The sequence below is a fragment of the Bradyrhizobium sp. DOA9 genome (assembly GCF_000617845.2).
In the GTDB taxonomy this organism is placed as follows: domain Bacteria; phylum Pseudomonadota; class Alphaproteobacteria; order Rhizobiales; family Xanthobacteraceae; genus Bradyrhizobium.
The window spans coordinates 5,971,040-5,987,579 of the sequence record NZ_DF820425.1; the positions used below are offsets into that span (position 1 = coordinate 5,971,040).

17 protein-coding genes are annotated in these 16,540 nt (G+C 65.2%); 6 read left to right on the forward strand and 11 right to left on the reverse strand.

All coding sequences use genetic code 11. From position 1 onward, the window contains the following. Positions 1 to 90: 90 nt before the first annotated feature. Positions 91 to 2,301, reverse strand: a complete 2,211-nt coding sequence (purL, locus tag BDOA9_RS28200; protein ID WP_025037293.1) for a phosphoribosylformylglycinamidine synthase subunit PurL — start codon at positions 2,299 to 2,301, stop codon at positions 91 to 93. Positions 2,302 to 2,489: 188 nt separating this feature from the next. Between purL and BDOA9_RS28205 the strand changes: the two genes are divergently transcribed. Further along, a complete protein-coding gene (locus tag BDOA9_RS28205) occupies positions 2,490 to 2,969 on the forward strand; it encodes a PaaI family thioesterase (protein ID WP_025037294.1) in 480 nt (159 codons plus the stop codon). Between the two features lie 76 nt (positions 2,970 to 3,045). Continuing rightward, complete coding sequence (locus BDOA9_RS28210) at positions 3,046 to 4,008, forward strand: DMT family transporter (RefSeq protein WP_025037295.1); 963 nt, start codon at positions 3,046 to 3,048, stop codon at positions 4,006 to 4,008. Between the two features lies 1 nt (position 4,009). Here the strand turns inward: BDOA9_RS28210 and BDOA9_RS28215 are convergent, their stop codons facing one another. Both BDOA9_RS28215 and BDOA9_RS28220 read right to left on the reverse strand, forming a co-directional pair. Further along, positions 4,010 to 4,747, reverse strand: coding sequence for a tetratricopeptide repeat protein (locus BDOA9_RS28215; RefSeq protein ID WP_025037296.1), 738 nt, complete (start codon positions 4,745 to 4,747; stop codon positions 4,010 to 4,012). 146 nt (positions 4,748 to 4,893) lie between these two features. After that, a complete protein-coding gene (locus tag BDOA9_RS28220) occupies positions 4,894 to 5,499 on the reverse strand; it encodes a TetR/AcrR family transcriptional regulator (RefSeq protein WP_025037297.1) in 606 nt (201 codons plus the stop codon). Between the two features lie 134 nt (positions 5,500 to 5,633). Between BDOA9_RS28220 and BDOA9_RS28225 the strand changes: the two genes are divergently transcribed. Beyond that, the gene (locus BDOA9_RS28225; RefSeq protein WP_025037298.1) at positions 5,634 to 6,032 is read left to right on the forward strand and encodes a RidA family protein; all 399 of its coding nucleotides are present in this window, start codon (positions 5,634 to 5,636) and stop codon (positions 6,030 to 6,032) included. A gap of 46 nt (positions 6,033 to 6,078) precedes the next feature. Here the strand turns inward: BDOA9_RS28225 and BDOA9_RS28230 are convergent, their stop codons facing one another. Both BDOA9_RS28230 and purQ read right to left on the reverse strand, forming a co-directional pair. After that, positions 6,079 to 7,068 carry a tripartite tricarboxylate transporter substrate binding protein BugD gene (locus BDOA9_RS28230; protein WP_025037299.1) on the reverse strand — a complete coding sequence of 330 codons (990 nt, stop codon included), beginning with the start codon at positions 7,066 to 7,068 and terminating at the stop codon, positions 6,079 to 6,081. Beyond that, a complete protein-coding gene (purQ, locus tag BDOA9_RS28235) occupies positions 7,065 to 7,766 on the reverse strand; it encodes a phosphoribosylformylglycinamidine synthase subunit PurQ (protein WP_025037300.1) in 702 nt (233 codons plus the stop codon). Before purQ ends, BDOA9_RS28230 begins: the two co-directional genes overlap by 4 nt. Positions 7,767 to 7,934: 168 nt before the next feature. Between purQ and BDOA9_RS28240 the strand changes: the two genes are divergently transcribed. Then, positions 7,935 to 8,951, forward strand: a complete 1,017-nt coding sequence (locus tag BDOA9_RS28240) for a magnesium and cobalt transport protein CorA (RefSeq protein ID WP_025037301.1) — start codon at positions 7,935 to 7,937, stop codon at positions 8,949 to 8,951. 10 nt (positions 8,952 to 8,961) lie between these two features. Here the strand turns inward: BDOA9_RS28240 and purS are convergent, their stop codons facing one another. Both purS and purC read right to left on the reverse strand, forming a co-directional pair. Then, entirely contained in the window at positions 8,962 to 9,204 is a 243-nt protein-coding gene (gene purS / locus BDOA9_RS28245) for a phosphoribosylformylglycinamidine synthase subunit PurS (RefSeq protein WP_025037302.1), read from the reverse strand. 14 nt (positions 9,205 to 9,218) lie between these two features. After that, entirely contained in the window at positions 9,219 to 9,986 is a 768-nt protein-coding gene (purC, locus tag BDOA9_RS28250) for a phosphoribosylaminoimidazolesuccinocarboxamide synthase (RefSeq protein ID WP_172782948.1), read from the reverse strand. Between the two features lie 321 nt (positions 9,987 to 10,307). Between purC and BDOA9_RS28255 the strand changes: the two genes are divergently transcribed. Next, positions 10,308 to 10,631, forward strand: coding sequence for a DUF1476 domain-containing protein (locus BDOA9_RS28255; RefSeq protein ID WP_025037303.1), 324 nt, complete (start codon positions 10,308 to 10,310; stop codon positions 10,629 to 10,631). 75 nt (positions 10,632 to 10,706) lie between these two features. On the opposite strand, the gene cynS is transcribed toward BDOA9_RS28255, so the two are convergent. From cynS to BDOA9_RS28275, 4 genes are read right to left on the reverse strand one after another with little or no spacing between them, the layout of a single operon-like run. Then, a complete protein-coding gene (cynS, locus tag BDOA9_RS28260) occupies positions 10,707 to 11,195 on the reverse strand; it encodes a cyanase (protein WP_025037304.1) in 489 nt (162 codons plus the stop codon). 15 nt (positions 11,196 to 11,210) lie between these two features. Next, the gene (locus BDOA9_RS28265; protein ID WP_025037305.1) at positions 11,211 to 12,134 is read right to left on the reverse strand and encodes an ABC transporter ATP-binding protein; all 924 of its coding nucleotides are present in this window, start codon (positions 12,132 to 12,134) and stop codon (positions 11,211 to 11,213) included. Between the two features lie 5 nt (positions 12,135 to 12,139). Continuing rightward, on the reverse strand, positions 12,140 to 12,979 hold the full coding sequence (gene ntrB / locus BDOA9_RS28270; RefSeq protein WP_025037306.1) for a nitrate ABC transporter permease: 840 nt from the start codon (positions 12,977 to 12,979) through the stop codon (positions 12,140 to 12,142). A 9-nt stretch (positions 12,980 to 12,988) separates the two neighbouring features. After that, complete coding sequence (locus tag BDOA9_RS28275) at positions 12,989 to 14,368, reverse strand: CmpA/NrtA family ABC transporter substrate-binding protein (protein ID WP_025037307.1); 1,380 nt, start codon at positions 14,366 to 14,368, stop codon at positions 12,989 to 12,991. A 160-nt stretch (positions 14,369 to 14,528) separates the two neighbouring features. Between BDOA9_RS28275 and BDOA9_RS28280 the strand changes: the two genes are divergently transcribed. Next, positions 14,529 to 16,454 carry a sigma 54-interacting transcriptional regulator gene (locus BDOA9_RS28280; protein ID WP_025037308.1) on the forward strand — a complete coding sequence of 642 codons (1,926 nt, stop codon included), beginning with the start codon at positions 14,529 to 14,531 and terminating at the stop codon, positions 16,452 to 16,454. The last annotated feature ends 86 nt before the right edge of the window (positions 16,455 to 16,540 follow it).

The following is a 16,540-nucleotide window of genomic DNA, read 5'->3' on the forward strand; positions in this document are numbered from 1 at the left end:
CAGCGAAGCAATCCAGAAATGCATCCGCGGAGGGATTCTGGATTGCTTCGTCGCTTCGCTCCTCGCAATGACGGAGTGTTTGGCCGCCGCTTACGCCGCCTTCCCGCCCATATAGTCCGGCAGCCACCGCTCGAACGAGGCCCGCAAGCTGTCGATCGTAACCGGCGCCTCGCCGGCGATCGCGATCGCATCGCCGCCGGTGGTGCCGATCCGCACGCAGGGCACCTCGCAGCCGCGCATCTTGGCGAGCACGCGGCCGGCTTCGGTTTCCGGCACGGTGACGAGGTAGCGCGCCTGGTCCTCGCCGAACCAATAGGCCTGCGGCACCAGCGCGGTCGGCGCCGCCAGCAGCCTGGCGCCGATGCCGCCCGCCATGGCCATCTCGGCCAGCGCGATTAGGAGGCCGCCGTCGGAAAGGTCATGCACGGCCGTGGCGGTGCCCGCATGGATCATGCCGCGCACGACGTCGCCGTTGCGCTTCTCGGCGGCGAGATCGACCGGCGGCGGTGCGCCTTCCTCGCGGCCGCAGATGTCGCGCAAATAGACGGACTGGCCGAGCCAGCCATGGGTCTCGCCGACCAAAAGGATCGCCTCGCCCTCGGCCTTGAAGGCGAGCGAGGCCGACTTGGTGAAATCGTCGAGCAGGCCGACGCCGCCGATCGAGGGTGTGGGCAGGATCGCGCGGCCGTTGGTCTCGTTGTAGAGCGAGACGTTGCCGGACACGACCGGGAAGTCGAGCGTGCGGCAGGCGTCCGAGATGCCCTTCAGGCACCCGACGAACTGGCCCATGATCTCGGGCCGTTCAGGGTTGCCGAAGTTGAGATTGTCGGTGATCGCGAGTGGCTTGCCGCCGACCGCGGTGATGTTGCGCCAGGCTTCCGCCACCGCCTGCTTGCCGCCCTCGAACGGATCCGCCTCGCAATAGCGCGGCGTGACGTCGACGGTCAGCGCGAGGCCCTTCGGCCCGTCCTGCACGCGCACCACGGCGGCGTCGCCGCCGGGACGCTGCATGGTGTTGCCGAGGATGACGTGGTCGTACTGCTCCCACACCCAGCGCTTGCTGCACATATCAGGCGTGCCGATCAGCTTCTCCAGCGCAGGCCCAAGGCCCATCGGCGCCGGCACGTCGCGGGCATGCACGACCGGCAGCGCGGCCGAGGGGACGTGCGGGCGGTCATAGACCGGCGCCTCGTCGCCGAGCTCCTTGATCGGCAAATCGGCCATGACGTCGCCGCCATGCTTGACCACGAAGCGCTTGCTCGGCGTGGTGTAGCCGACCACGGCGAAGTCGAGGCCCCATTTCTTGAAGATCGCCTCGGCTTCCTTTTCCTTCTCGGGCTTGAGCACCATGAGCATGCGCTCCTGGCTCTCCGAGAGCATCATCTCGTAGGCGCTCATGCCGGTCTCGCGGGTCGGCACCACATCGAGGTCGAGATCGACGCCGAGATCGCCTTTGGCGCCCATCTCCACCGCCGAGCAGGTCAGGCCCGCCGCGCCCATATCCTGGATCGCGATGACGCAGCCCTTCTCCATGATCTCGAGGCAGGCCTCTAACAGCAGCTTCTCGGCGAAGGGATCGCCGACCTGCACGGTCGGCCGCTTCTCCTCGGACTTGTCGTCGAATTCGGCGGAGGCCATCGAGGCGCCATGGATGCCATCGCGGCCGGTCTTGGAGCCGAGATAGACGATCGGCATGTTCACGCCGGAGGCCGCCGCATAGAAGATCTTGTCGGCATCGGCGAGACCCACGGCCATCGCATTGACGAGGATGTTGCCGTCGTAGCGGGTGTGGAAGCGCACCTGACCGCCCACCGTCGGCACGCCGAAGGAATTGCCGTAGCCGCCGACGCCCGCCACCACGCCGGAAACGAGGTGCCGCGTCTTCGGGTGCTCGGGCGCGCCGAAGCTCAGCGCATTGAGGCAAGCGATCGGGCGCGCGCCCATGGTGAAGACGTCGCGCAAAATGCCGCCGACGCCGGTGGTCGCGCCCTGGTACGGCTCGATATAGCTCGGGTGGTTGTGGCTCTCCATCTTGAAGACCACGGCCTGGCCGTCGCCGATGTCGATCACGCCGGCATTCTCGCCGGGGCCCTGGATCACCCAGGGCGCTTTCGTCGGGAGGCCGCGCAGATGGATGCGCGAGGATTTGTACGAGCAGTGCTCGTTCCACATCGCCGAGAAGATGCCGAGCTCGGTGAAGGTCGGCTCCCGCCCGATCAGCTTCAGGATGCGCTCGTACTCGTCGGGCTTGAGCCCGTGGGCGGCAACCAGCTCGGGGGTGATCTTGGGTTCATTCTTCATGGCTTCAGCGGCTTTCGGCGGCGGTTTGGCCGTTCTTAGGAACATCGGGCGGCTTCGAAAAGCCCTTTATGGCGCATTTTCCCGCTGTCCCACGTTTTGCGCCGGGGGGCGCCGGCGGGAACGGGAATTGCACGGCGCGGTCGGATCGGATTTAAGGTCTGAAGACCCGCAATTGAAGGCCTGTTTCCTTGCACGAATTGACCAAAGCGCCCCCGCCGCGCCGCCCCGACCTGCATGTCGCCACGGAGGGCGAATTTGTGGGCTGGCGGACCTGGATTCGCGACAGTTTCGAGTCCCATGTCGGCCCCTTCTGGCACCGGATCGAGGCGGACGGCAGCGTCCGCAGCGCCTTCCGGGTCGAGAAGAAGCACCTCAACGGCTCCGGCAACGTCCATGGCGGCTGCTACATGGCCTTCGCCGACTATTCGCTGTTTGCGATCGCCACCCATGTCCTGGACAGCCGGGCGGTGACGACCAATTTCGCCTGCGAATTCCTCGACGCGGCACGCGAGGGCGAGCTGATCGAATGCACCGGCGAGGTCACCCGCGCCGGCGGTTCACTGATCTTCCTGCGCGGCAAGATGATGTCCGGCGAGCGGTTGCTGCTGACGTTTTCGGGCACGATCAAGCGGATGAAGCGGAAGGCACTCCCTCAGCCAAACGCATAGCTCGACGCCTTCCCTTTTCGCGCGCCCTCGCCCAGACTTCCCGGCAAGCGCTTTGGCGCCGGGGAGCAAGAACAAGGTGCTGCAGAGCACATCCGAGGCGGGCCCTGCGACGGCGGCCGCATCAACGCAATTGCCGTCCATCGCCACCGGCGCACGCAACTGGCGCGACTATGCGCTGCTGCTTGCGCTGGCCTGCTGCTGGAGCTCGACCTATCCGCTCACCAAGCTGGCGCTTCCCACAATCCCGCCGATCACCTTCATCTCGGCGCGCTCGCTGATCGCGGCCGCCTTCCTGTTCGCGATCCTGTGGATGCGCGGCACCAGGATCCCGACCGACGCGAAAGCCTGGAAGCTGTTCGCGACCCAGCAATTGATCAACTCGACCTTCCCGTTCCTGATCATCACCTGGTCGCAGCAATATGTGCCGGCCTCGAACACGGTGGTGCTGGCCTCGACCACGCCGATCTTCGCCTTCCTGATCACCTCGCTGATCACGCGGCACGAGCCGGCGACGCTGCTCAAGCTCACCGGCGCGATTTTGGGACTCGCCGGCACCGTCGCCATCGTCGGGCTCGACGCTCTTCATGGCTTCGGCAGCGAGATCGTGGCGGAGATCGCGATCCTGCTCGCCACCATCTCCTTCGCCTGCGCGACCATCTTCGGCCTGCGCCTGTCCGAATACGATCCGATGGTGGTGGCGGCAGGCTCGCTGCTGTTCGGCGGCCTCGTGCTGCTGCCGCCCGCGCTGCTCATCGACCAGCCCTGGACGCTGCAGCCGACGCCGACGGCGATCGTGGCCACCATCGTCATGGGCATCGTGTCGAGCGCGCTGGGCCTGATGCTGTTCTACGTCTGCCTCGGCCGCCTGGGCACGCTGACGACCAACGCCCAAGGCTATCTGCGCATCCCGATCGGCGTCGGCTTGTCCGTGCTGCTGCTCGGCGAGAGCGTGCCGTCGAACCTCGCGCTGGGGCTGGTGCTGGTCATGGCCGGTGTTGCGGCGATGACGGTGCCGGCGGAGAAGTTGAAGCTACGCTAGCTCACGCCGACAGCTGCTTCTCCGCGATCGACAGCCACTCGGCCTGCGCCTTGCGCAGATATTTCGGCGCGCGGCGCATCTGGATCAGCAGCTCGTTGAAGACCATGCGCGCTTCAGTGGTGCGGCCGACCGTTTGCAGCAGCATGCCGTAGCGCACCCGCGCTTCGGCGCCGGGGAAGTAGCCGGCGAGCGCGTGGTATTCCTCCAGCGCCTCGTCGAGACGTCCGACCTCGGCGAGCGCGCGGGCATAGAGCAGATGCGCGTCGGCGGAATCGAAGTCGGGCCATTGCTTCTGCAGATCGTCCAGCGTGGCGAGCGCATCGGCCGGGCGGCTGGCGGCAAATTGCGCTTGCGCCCTGCGCAGCGCATAGGCGGGATCGTGGCCCATAGGCAGCTTCAGGATGTGATCGTAGTGCGCTTCCGCTTCGCCGAACCGGCCGATATTCGCGCACTCTTCCGCCAGCGCCGCGCGGTTGGCGATGGTGTCGGTGCCGGCCAGCCGGTCGGACAGCTCGCGATAGCGCTTCTCGGGATCGAGGCGATTGGCGACACGCTGGCGTGCCTGCCGTGCACCGGGGCTGGAAAACCATTCGGGAATGAGCTCGACCGCGATATAGGCAATCGCGCCCATCATCGGCACCAGCAGGATGATGAAGGCCCAGGGCCGCAACCGTCCGGTTCGCGAGGCGTGATAGATCAGCGTGATATCGAGCAGCAGAACGACCAAAGCGACGGGCATGTGACATCCGGAAAGCACAACGACAGCGCCGGCCTCCTGATATCGCAATCGATGCGATGAAACAACTTTGAGTTGCTCCAACCGACCAAAATCGGCGAACCGGAATCCGCACCATGATGATGACGAGGAGTCAGTCGCTGCAAAACCTAGGCAGGTTCACGCGCCTCGCGCAGCAATCCACTCGCCAGCGCTCGAAACGCATCGACGGCCTTGCTCAGCACGCTCCTGGGATCGTCGGCGGCCGCGACCCACAAGGCGGCGCTGAGCGCAGCCCCGTTCAGCAACCGCCCCGCCGCTTCGACGTCGACCGGCTTCACGATCCCCTCCTCGATCAGCGCGCGGATCGTTCGCATGGTGATCTCGAGACAGGCGTTCTCGCCGGGCCATTGGGAGGGATCGCCGAGCACCGCAGGTCCATCCAGCAGCATGATGCGCTGGATCTCGGGTTCGAGCGCCATCTCGATATAGGCGCTTCCCTCCGCGAGCAGACCCAGCCACGGGCTGGGCGCTTGCTCCCGGACGATGCGGAGCCGCTCCGCCATCTCACCGTCGATCTGCTCGACGACGGCCCAGAGCAGGCCCTTCTTGTCCTCGAAGTTGTGATACAGCGCGCCCCGCGTCAGACCGACGGCGGCCGTGAGCTCGTCCATCGACGCTTCTGCATAGCCCTGCGTGGCAAATGCCTTCCGCGCGGCGCGGATGAGCCTGGCCCGATTTTCCGCCATGGCCGCGGCGCGCTTTCCCTTCGCCATGCCTGCCCCTATTGACATACGCCTCGTATGTGAAATACATCTGACATACGAAACGTATCTGAAATTGCCGTGAGGCGCCACCCGTGGCGCGCCCACGTCCAGCTGCCCCCGATCCATCGATTGAAGGTCCTGCCATGTCCCAGCGAGAGGCCATCTTCCCCGCAAACCGCCACGCGCTCTACCAAGTGCATCGGTACTCCGCGGCGATCCGCTCCGGCGACCTGCTGTTCGTGTCGGGCCAGGTCGGCAGCCGCGATGACGGCTCACCCGAGCCGGTGTTCGAGGATCAGGTCCGCCGCGCGTTTGCCAATTTGCGTGCCGTTCTCGCCGCCGGTGGATGCACGCTGGACGATGTCATCGACGTCACCACGTTCCACACCGATCCGGCGAGCCAGATCGAGACGGTGATGGCCGTTCGAGCCGAGGAGATCGGCGGGCCGCCCTATCCGAACTGGACGGCCGTCGGCGTGAACTGGCTTGCCGGCTTCGACTTCGAGATCAAGGTCATCGCCCGCATTCCCGTGCTCCAGTAAGCCTCCTGCGCGGCCATACGCCGGCCGCCTCAGGCACTTGGCCAGGCTACTTGTTGGCGTCGTCTGCCAGCATCTTGCGGTACTTCTCGACGTCGCGCGTCACGAGCTTTTGCAGCACTTCGGGCGTGTGTTCGTCGGCGTCGGGGGCGACGGTCGACAGGTCGGCAAAGCGCTTCTTCACCGCCTCGGTCGCCACGGCCGTGCGCGCGGCTGCGTTCAGCTTGGCGATGACGGCCGGCGGCGTGCCCTTGGGCGCGAACAGGCCGTTCCAGCCCTGCGCCTCGAACTCCGGCAGGCCCGCTTCCGCCGAGGTCGGCAGATCCGGCAGCGTGGCGAGCCGAACGGTCGAGCCGACCACGAGGCCTTTCACCAGCTTGTCGTTGATCGCTTGCGAGGCCGAGGCGGCGGCGTCGCAGACGCCGTCGATCTGGCCGCCGATCGCATCGGTCAGCGCCGGCGCGGCGCCGCGATAGCCGACCAGCGTCGCGTCGATCCCGGCTGATGTGACGAAGCTCTTGCAGATCAGATAGTTCGAGGAGCCGACGCCGGCATGGCCGAGATTGATCTTGCCCGGATTGGCCTTGGCGTAGGCGATGAACTCCTTGAGGTCCTTGGCTGGAAAGTCCTTGCGCAGCGCGATGATGCCGAACGTCTTGGCCACCATCGCGATCGGCACGAAGGACTCAGGCGTGAACGGCAGCTTCGGGTAGATCGTGTAGGTCGCGGCATTGGTGCCGGCGTTGCCGATGGCGATGGTGTAGCCGTCGGGCTCGGCGCGGGAGGCCCGCGCCAGCGCGGTCGAGCCGCCGGCCCCCGCAACGTTCTCGATCACGATGGTCTGGCCGAGCGCAATCCCCATCTGCTCGGCGACCGCGCGCGCGATCACGTCCGAGGTGCCGCCGGCCGCGAACGGCACGATCATGGTAACAGGACGCTTGGGATAATCCTGCGCGGATGCGCAAGTCGCGACTGAAAATGTCGCGAACGCCAACACCGCGACCGCAGCGAGAGCACGCTTCATCACAAGCGAGATCACGCAGCTTTTTCCAGGTGCTGGGCGAGACCGGCGAACAGGCCGCGGCCGTCGGTGCAGCCCATGATGTCTTCGACGTGGTTTTCCGGATGCGGCATCATGCCGAGCACGTTGCCCCCATCGTTGACGATGCCGGCGATCGAATGCGCCGCGCCGTTGATGTTGGCGGCCTCATCGACCACGCCATCGGCGGAGCAGTAGCGATAGAGCACCCGCCCCTCGCCTTCGAGCCGCTTGATGGTCTCGTCGTCCGCCTCGTAATTGCCCTCGCCGTGGGCGACCGGCACGCGGATCACTTGCCCTGCATTGTAGCCGCGGGTGAACGGCGTGTCGGAGCGCTCGACGCGCAGATGCACGTCGCGGCAGATGAATTTCAGCCGTGCATTGCGCATCAAGACGCCCGGCAAGAGGCCGGACTCGCAGAGGATCTGGAAACCGTTGCAGACGCCGAGCACGAGGCCGCCCTTGGCCGCATAGTCGCGCACCGCATCCATCACCGGCGCACGCGCCGCAATCGCACCACAGCGCAGGTAATCGCCGTAGGAGAAGCCGCCGGGCACGACGACGAGATCGGTGCCCGCAGGCAGCGAGGTCTCGGCGTGCCAGACCATTGTCGGCTCGCTGCCCGAGATCAGCCTCAACGCACGCGCCATGTCGCGCTCGCGGTTGATTCCGGGAAAGACGAGAATGGCGGCTTTCATGGCAGAGGTTCCGACGCGGCTTAAGAATCGAGGCTGGCCAACGGGCCAATTCGTGAACAGACATAACCATTTGACGGGGATTTTACCAGTGCTAGCGTGGCGGGGCGCCGTTGTACACAGGCCATAGCCACGCGCTTTTGGTCGCTCGATTTGCCCGGGATTGAAGCCATGAACGTCCCGTCGCTGCCCGCATCCCTCTCCGAACCGGTATCCGCCGAAGGCGTCGTCGCCGCCGGCGCTTATGTCGACGGCCGCCGGGTCGCCAATATCGCCATCAGCGAGGCCTCGAGCTGGCGAGCCAAGCCCGGCCATGTCGTGTGGATCGGGCTGCACGAGCCCGACATGGCGCTGCTCGGCGCGGTGCAGAAGCAGTTCGATTTGCACGACCTCGCGATCGAGGACGCCAATCACGCCCATCAGCGGCCGAAGATCGAGCAATATGGCGAGGCCCTGTTCATCGTCGCGCGCACCGCGCAATTGATCGAGGGACGCATCGCCTTCGGCGAGACCCACATCTTCGTCGGCGAAGGCTATCTGGTCTCGGTGCGCCACGGCGCTTCGACGTCCTACACGCCGGTGCGCGAACGCTGCGAAAGCTGCCCGCGGGCGCTCGCGCGCGGCGAGGACTACATCCTCTATGCCATCCTCGATTTCATCGTCGACAATTACTCGCCCGTGCTGGAGAGCATCCATGACGAGGTCGAAGGCATCGAGGACGACGTGCTCTCCAAGCAGATCAGCAAGGCGCAGATCGAGCGGCTCTACATGCTGCGCCGCGACCTGTTGCGGCTCAGGACTGCGATCGGCCCGCTGGTGGAGGTCTGCCGCCGGCTGGAGCATGACGAGCTATCGATGGTGCGCAAGGCCATGCAGCCGCTGTTCCGCGACGTCACCGACCACGTCCGCAACATCCAGGAGCGCATCGATTCCATGCGCGAGGTGCTGGCCTTCGCCTTCGAGGCGAGCCTGCTCGTCGGCCAGGCCCATGAGACGGCGGTATCCAAGAAGCTCGCCTCCTGGCTCGCCATCATCGCGGTCCCGACCGCGCTCGCCGGCATCTACGGCATGAACTTCAAGCACATGCCGGAGCTGGAATGGGAGTACGGCTATTTCATGCTGCTCGGCGTGATGCTGACCGCCTGCGGCTCGCTGTACTGGCGGTTTCGGCGTGCAGGATGGTTGTGAGCCATCCTGCTCACCCGAGCAGTTCCACCCGATAATTCTCGATCACGGTGTTCGCCAGCAGCTTGTCGGCGGCTTCTTTCAGCGCCGCCTCCGCCTTGGCCTTGTCGGCCCCGGCGAGCTCGATGTCGAACACCTTGCCTTGGCGGACGCTGGCGACGCCGTCGACGCCGAGCGACTTCAGCGCGCCCTCGATGGCCTTGCCCTGCGGATCGAGGATGCCCGTCTTCAGGGTAACGGTGACACGTGCCTTCACGTCAAAAGTCCTCTTCAGCTCTTCACCAGCACCGGGCCGGTGCCCTGGGGACGCTCGTTCTCCATGAGGATGCCGAGGCGCTTTGCAACTTCCGTATAGGCCTCGAGCAGGCCTCCGAGATCCCGGCGGAAACGATCCTTGTCGAGCTTCTCGTTCGACTTGATGTCCCACAGCCGGCAGCTGTCCGGCGAGATCTCGTCGGCGACGATGATGCGCATCATCTCGTTCTCGAACAGGCGCCCGCACTCCATCTTGAAGTCGACGAGGCGGATGCCGATGCCGAGGAAGAGACCGGTCAGGAAGTCGTTGACGCGGATGGCGAGCGCCATGATGTCGTCGATCTCCTGCGGCGTCGCCCAGCCGAAGGCGGTGATGTGCTCTTCCGACACCATGGGGTCGTTGAGCTGGTCGTTCTTGTAATAGAACTCGATGATCGAGCGGGGCAGCTGCGTGCCCTCCTCGATGCCGAGGCGCTGCGACAGCGAGCCGGCAGCGACGTTGCGCACCACCACCTCCAGCGGCACGATCTCGACCTCGCGAATCAGCTGCTCGCGCATGTTGAGGCGGCGGATGAAATGGGTCGGCACCCCGATGTCGTTGAGGTGCTGAAACAGGTACTCCGAGATCCGGTTGTTGAGGACACCCTTGCCCTCGATCACCTGATGCTTTTTCGCATTGAACGCGGTGGCGTCATCCTTGAAGTGCTGGATCAGGGTACCGGGCTCGGGGCCTTCGTAAAGAACCTTTGCCTTGCCTTCATAAATGCGACGCCGACGGCTCATGGGGATGTACCGTGTTTTGTTGAAATCCATGAATTTGGTGTGCTCCGGTTGACTAGGATTACGACCCACAGCGGAGCTGCCGTGAACGGCCAGGAACCCATCCACAACCCTTTGGAAACAGATCGGGAACCAAGCCTTAGGCAACCTATCCGATTGGCTGTCCGAGCACAATCGATCCGGCCGTCCGGCGCCAACTTATACCATCTTGCCTGCGGCTTAACGGCCCGTTGTTTTGCCGATTCGTGCTATCTATGTAGGCATGCAGCCGGGTCGCCGCAACGGAAGGCTCCCGCGCCATTCAGCAGGGATTTGGAACAAGGTATGAGCCAGTTCGACAAGCGCCAGGAAGGTTTCGAGAAGAAGTTCGCCCTCGACGAGGAGCAGAAGTTCAAGGCGGTGGCCCGCCGCAACCGGCTGCTCGGCCTGTGGGCGGCCGAAAAGCTCGGCATCTCCGGTGATGCCGCCACCGCCTATGCCAAGGAAGTGGTCGCGGCCGACTTCGAGGAAGCCGGGGATGACGACGTCCTGCGCAAGGTCACGGCCGATTTCGCCGCCAAGAACGTCGCGGTCACCGAGCAGGCGATTCGCGCCAAGATGAGCGAGCTGCTCGCGGTTGCCGCCGCCGAGGTGAAGGCGGGGAAATAAAGCAGGCGAACAGGGAGTGGCGAATGGCGAATTGGGCGTCCCCATTCGCTACTCGCAATTCGCCACTCGCTCCCATCACTCCTCCTTGAAGCCGTACTCCGGCACGTTGCCGCTGGCGCCGTAATATTTGTACGGCAGGAATTTTCCGCTCATGGTGATCTTGACGCGGTCGCCCTTGGGATTGGCGACCCGCTCGATGCCCATGTCGAAGTCGATCGCCGACATGATGCCGTCGCCGAACTCTTCCTCGATCAGCGCCTTCCAGGCCGGGCCGTTCACCATCACCATCTCGTAGAAGCGGTAGATCAGGGGATCGGTCGGCGGCATCGGCGTGCCGGTGCCGCGCATCGGCACCTCGTTGAGCATGGCAACTTCCGCCTTCGACAGGCCGAACAATTCGCCGGCATTGGCCGCCTGCGGCTTTGTCAATTTCATCTGGCCCATGATCGCGCCGACGATCAGCACCTCGGAATAGCCGCCGATCTTCTCGCAGATGTGTTTCCAGCTCCAGCCCTTCTCGCGCTTGATGTCGAGCAGCTTCTCGGTGAGGTCTTCGCGCTTCATGTTGGCGTCTCCTTGTTAGGCACTCAAGCCGGGACTTGTCCCCGGCATCCAGGTCTGTCGTGGCTCTTCGCCGGTCGATGCGATCGTCAGCCCGGGCTTGCCGATCTGCACCGTTGGCGCGTTGCGCGGATCGTGATCCGGCCTCTCGGTGGTGAAGGTCTTGCTGCGCGTCACCAGGAAATCGATGATGTGGTTGCGCAGCGCGTAGTACAGCGGATGCCGATGCAGGTCGGTGCGGCCGCGATCCCGCGGCAGCGGGTTCTCGACCACCTCCGCCAGCACCGCGCCGGGACCGTTGGTCATCAGAAAGATCTTGTCGGCGAGATAGATCGCCTCGTCGACGTCATGGGTGATCATGAACGCGGTCTGCCCGGTCTCCAGGCAAATCCGGCGGACCTCGTCCTGCAGCGTGCCGCGCGTCAGCGCGTCGAGCGCCGAGAACGGCTCGTCCATCAGCATCATCTTCGGCGTGATCGACAGCGCCCGCGCAATGCCGACGCGCTGCTTCATGCCGCCCGACAGCTCCGACGGACGCTTGTGCTCGGCGCCGGACAGGCCGACGAGATCGATGAATTTCTGCGCATGCGCCCTCACCTTGGCGCGGTCCCAGCTGCGCCATTTCGAGCTGACGGCGTAGGCGACGTTGCCGAGCACGGTGCGCCAGGGCAACAGCGCATGGCTCTGGAAGATCACCGCGCGGTCGAGGCTGGTGCCCGAGATCGCCTGGCCGTCGACGATGACCGCGCCCTCGCTCGGCGCGTCGAGCCCGGCGAGGATGTTGAGCACCGTGGTCTTGCCGCAACCGGAATGGCCGATCACGCAGGCAAACTCGCCGCGCGCCATCGAGAGCCAGAGGTTCTCGAAGATGGTGGTCGTCGCGCCGCCCGCGCCGGGATAGCGCTTGGCGATGCCTTCGATCGAGATGAACTTGTCGGTCATCGCCTCTACTCCGGAAACGTGACCATGCGCGTGAAGCGCGCGAGGATCTGGTCGAGCAGCATGCCGACGATCCCGATCAGGAGGATCGCGATGATGACGTTGGTGATCGACAGATTATTCCACTCGTTCCAGACGAAATAGCCGATGCCGGTGCCGCCGACGAGCATCTCGGCGGCGACGATCACGAGCCAGGCAATGCCGATCGAGATGCGCATGCCGGTCAGGATGGTCGGCGCCGCTGCGGGCAGGATCACCGTGAAGGCACGCCTGACGGTGCCGACCTCCAGCGTCCGCGCCACGTTGATCCATTCCTTGCGGACGCTCGCCACCCCGAACACGGTGTTGAGCAGCATCGGCCAGATCGAGCAGATGAAGATGACGAAGATCGCCGAGACCGAGGAATCCTTGATGGTGTAGAGCGCGAGCGGCATCCAGGCCAAGGGCGAGATCGGCTTCAAGACCTGGATGAACGGATCGAGCGCCTTGCTCAGCAGCGGCGACATCCCGATCAGGAAGCCGAGCGGGATCGCGACCAGCACGGCCAAGAGATAGCCGGCGCCGACGCGCGCGATGGAATAGCCGAGCTGGATGCCGAGCCCCTTGTCGTTCGGCCCGTTGTCGTAGAACGGCCGTTTCAGATGCTCCCAGAGCTTGGCGCCGACATCGAGCGGCCCGGGCATCGCCGATTTGCCCTGCGTCGCGGTGAGGCCCATCAGCTTGGCGTATTCCGGGCTCATCGTCGTCACGGGCGCGGTGGACCGCGTGGCGAGATGCCAGATGCCGAGAAAGGCGGCGAGCAGCACGAGGGAGACGAGGCCCGCGCGCAGGCGGAGGGGGGTGGTCATCGCCTCACCTCACGACGCCTTCTTGATCTTGAAGCTCGCCAGATAATCATCCGGCTTCGCCGGATCGAAAGTCTTGCCCATCACCGCGAACGACTTGTAGGCACTCGCCGGCGGCGTGAGGCCCATCTCGGTCATCAGCTTCTTGGTATCGGTCGCCAGATATACCTGCTCGGCCACCGCCTTGTAGTCGACGTCGCCCTTGATCTGGCCCCAGCGCTTCATCTGCGTCAGCATCCACACCGCAAAGGACTGCCAGGGGAACGGATCGAAATCGACGCGCTTGGGATCGGTCTTCACCCCGCCGAGCCCGTCGGCATAGGTGCCGGTCAGGACCTGCTCCAGCACGGTGACGGGCGCGTTGATGTAGTTCGCCGGCGCGATCGCTTCCGCGATCTGCTTGCGGTTCTCCGCCTTCGACGCGTAGGCGGTGGCATCGACGATCGCCCGCGTCAGCGCCGCAAAACTGTTCGGCGCCGTCGTGATGAACTCGCGGCTCGCGGCAAAGCTGCAGCAGGGATGGCCATCCCAGATCTCCTTGGAGAGCAGATGCATGAAGCCGACACCGTCATAGATCGCGCGCTGGCAGATGTTGTCGGGCGCGAGGAAGCCGTCGATGTTGTCGGCGCGGAGGTTCGCGACCATCTCGGGCGGCGGCACCGAGCGCAATTGCACGTCGGTGTCAGGGTCGAGACCGTGCTCGGCGAGATAATAGCGCAACAGGTAATTGTGCATGGAATAGTCGAAGGGGATGGCGAACTTCATTCCCTTCCAGTCCTTCGGGTCGCGCTTGTCCTTGTGCTTCATCGCAAGCGTGATGCCCTGCCCGTTGATGTTCTCGATCGCGGGGACGGTGAAAGGAATGGCGTTGGCGCCGAGACCGAGCGAGATCGCGATCGGCATCGGGGCCAGCATGTGGGCGGCGTCGTACTCCTTGTTGATGGTCTTGTCGCGGATCACGGCCCAGCCGGCGGTCTTCACCACCTCGACGTTGAGCCCGTGCTTTGAATAGAAGCCCATCGGCGCCGCCATGATGATCGGCGTCGCGCAGGTGATCGGGATGAAGCCGACCTTGAGGTCCTTCTTCTCGGGCGCGCCGGCTTGCGCGAACACTTCGGTCGCCGTCTTGATCGGGAAGAATTGCGATAGCGCGGCGAGCGCGGTCGATGCGCCGACCGACTTCAGGAAGGCGCGCCGCGCCACGTCCTGCGGAAACATCGCGCGCATCACGGCGGAGGCGACCACGCCCTCGTAACGCTCCTCTTCGCTTGCGACCGGTTCGCAATGCAGCGCTGTGGCCTGCTCGTGCTCGGCTGCGGAACGATGCTGGCCGCAAACGCAGCCGGCTCTAAGGTTGCGATCGGGATCAAACGGATTGTCGAACGTGGACATCGGCCCTCCTGCGCGTCATGGCGAGGAACAATTACGCAAGGAGCATGCCATGCCATTTCGGCGGGGCAGTGCTTTGATGACGCAGCACTTTCACCCGCACTTGGCCGCTACGAAAACTCGTGATAAACGAGATTTCGTAGTTCAATTACGAGATTTCGCAATGGCAACGACGCCAATGCCCGTCCACGACGATGTGGCCCCCATCATCGATCCGCGCATCGCAGCCTTCGAATCCTCGGTCGAGGCGACCCTGCTGGTCGATCCCTTCGGCGACCAGATCGTCGATGCCAATCCCGCCGCCTGCGCCCTGCTCGGTTACGACCGCGCTTTGCTGCGGCAGACCAGCGCCAGCACGCTCCACGCCGGCGATCTTCCCGCCCTCACCGTCTTCACCCAGGCCGTGCTGCACAAGGGCGCCTACTGGACCACGGCGCTCACCCCGCGCCACGCCACGGGGCAAGATCTCCGGCTCGAATATGCCGGCTGCCTGCTGCCGCATGACGGCCGCACACTGCTGCTGCTGACGCTGACCGATGTGGAAGCGCGCCGTCGGCGCAATGTCGATGCCGCCGCCGAAGACCATATGCGCGGCGGCATCTCGACCTGGCAGCGGGTCGAGCGCGTATTTCAGGACATCGAGCGCGAGAACCAGTTGATCCTGCGCGCCGCCGGCGAAGGCATCTATGGCGTCAACGCCGAAGGCAAGACCACCTTCGTCAATCCCGCGGCGGAGCGCATGCTGGGCTGGACCGCCGAGGAGCTGGTCGGCAAGGAGATCCACCCGATCGTGCACCACACCCACCACGACGGCCGGCACTATCACAGCCACGACTGCCCGATCTATGCGGCGTTCCGCGACGGCGCCGTGCACCAGGTCGACGGCGAGGTGTTTTGGCGCAAGGACGGCTCGCCCGCCTGGGTCGAGTACACCTCGACGCCGATCCGCGACCGCGGCGTCGTGGTCGGCGCCGTCGTCGTGTTTCGCGACGTCAGCCAGCGCCGCGAGGCCGACGAGAAACTGCACGCGGCCCTCGCCGAGGTCGACCGCCTGCGCGAGCGGCTCGAGCTGGAGAACGCCTACCTCCAGGAGGAGATCCGCATCGAGACCAATCCGCGCGGCATCATCGGGGGCAGCGAGGCGATCCAGAAGACGCTGCGCCAGGTCAAGCTGGTGGCGCCGACCACGGCGGCGGTGATGATCACCGGCGAATCCGGCACCGGCAAGGAGCTGATCGCCCGCGCCATCCACGAGGATTCCACCCGCCGCGACCGGCCGCTGATCCGGGTCAATTGCGCCGCGATCCCGCGCGAATTGTTCGAGAGCGAGTTCTTCGGCCACGTCCGCGGCGCCTTCACCGGCGCAACGCGCGACCGCATCGGCCGGTTCGAGCTCGCCGACGGCGGCACGCTGTTCCTGGACGAGGTCGGCGAGATTCCGCTCGAGCTGCAAGGCAAGCTGCTGCGTGTATTGCAGGAGGGCCATTTCGAGCGCGTCGGCGAGGCCCGCACCCGCGCGGTCGACGTTCGCGTCATCGCTGCGACCAATCGCGATCTCAAGCAGGAGGTGCAGCGCGGCCGCTTTCGCGAGGACCTCTATTTCCGCCTCAACGTGTTTCCGATCGAGACCGTGCCCTTGCGCGAGCGCCGCGAGGACATTCCCCTGCTCGCGCAACATTTCCTGACGCGCGAGAGCAAGGCGCTGAAATCCAACCTGCGTCTGTCGGAGGGCGATGCGCGGCGGCTGACCCGCTACGACTGGCCCGGCAATGTCCGCGAACTGCAGAACGTGATCGAGCGCGCCGCGATCCTGTCGCAGAACGGCCGCCTGCGCATCGATCTGCCTGACGCCTCCGGCGCGCTGGCCCTGGCCGGCGCCACCCGCCAGAAGGCCGACGCGCGGCCTGCGATCATGACGTCATCCGAAATGCGCGACCACGAGCGCGCCAACATCCTGGCCGCGCTCGAGGCCTCTTCCGGAAAAGTCTTCGGCCCCGGCGGCGCGGCCGAGATGCTCGACATCAAGCCGACCACGCTGGCCTCGCGGATCAAGGCGCTGGGAATTACGCCTCGTCCGCGACTGGTGTGAACGGCTAGCGAAGGAACGAATTTTGTTTGAATCGGTGCGCGCCGAGAGAGACACCTCTCCCGTAGGGGGAGGTCGGATCGCACCGA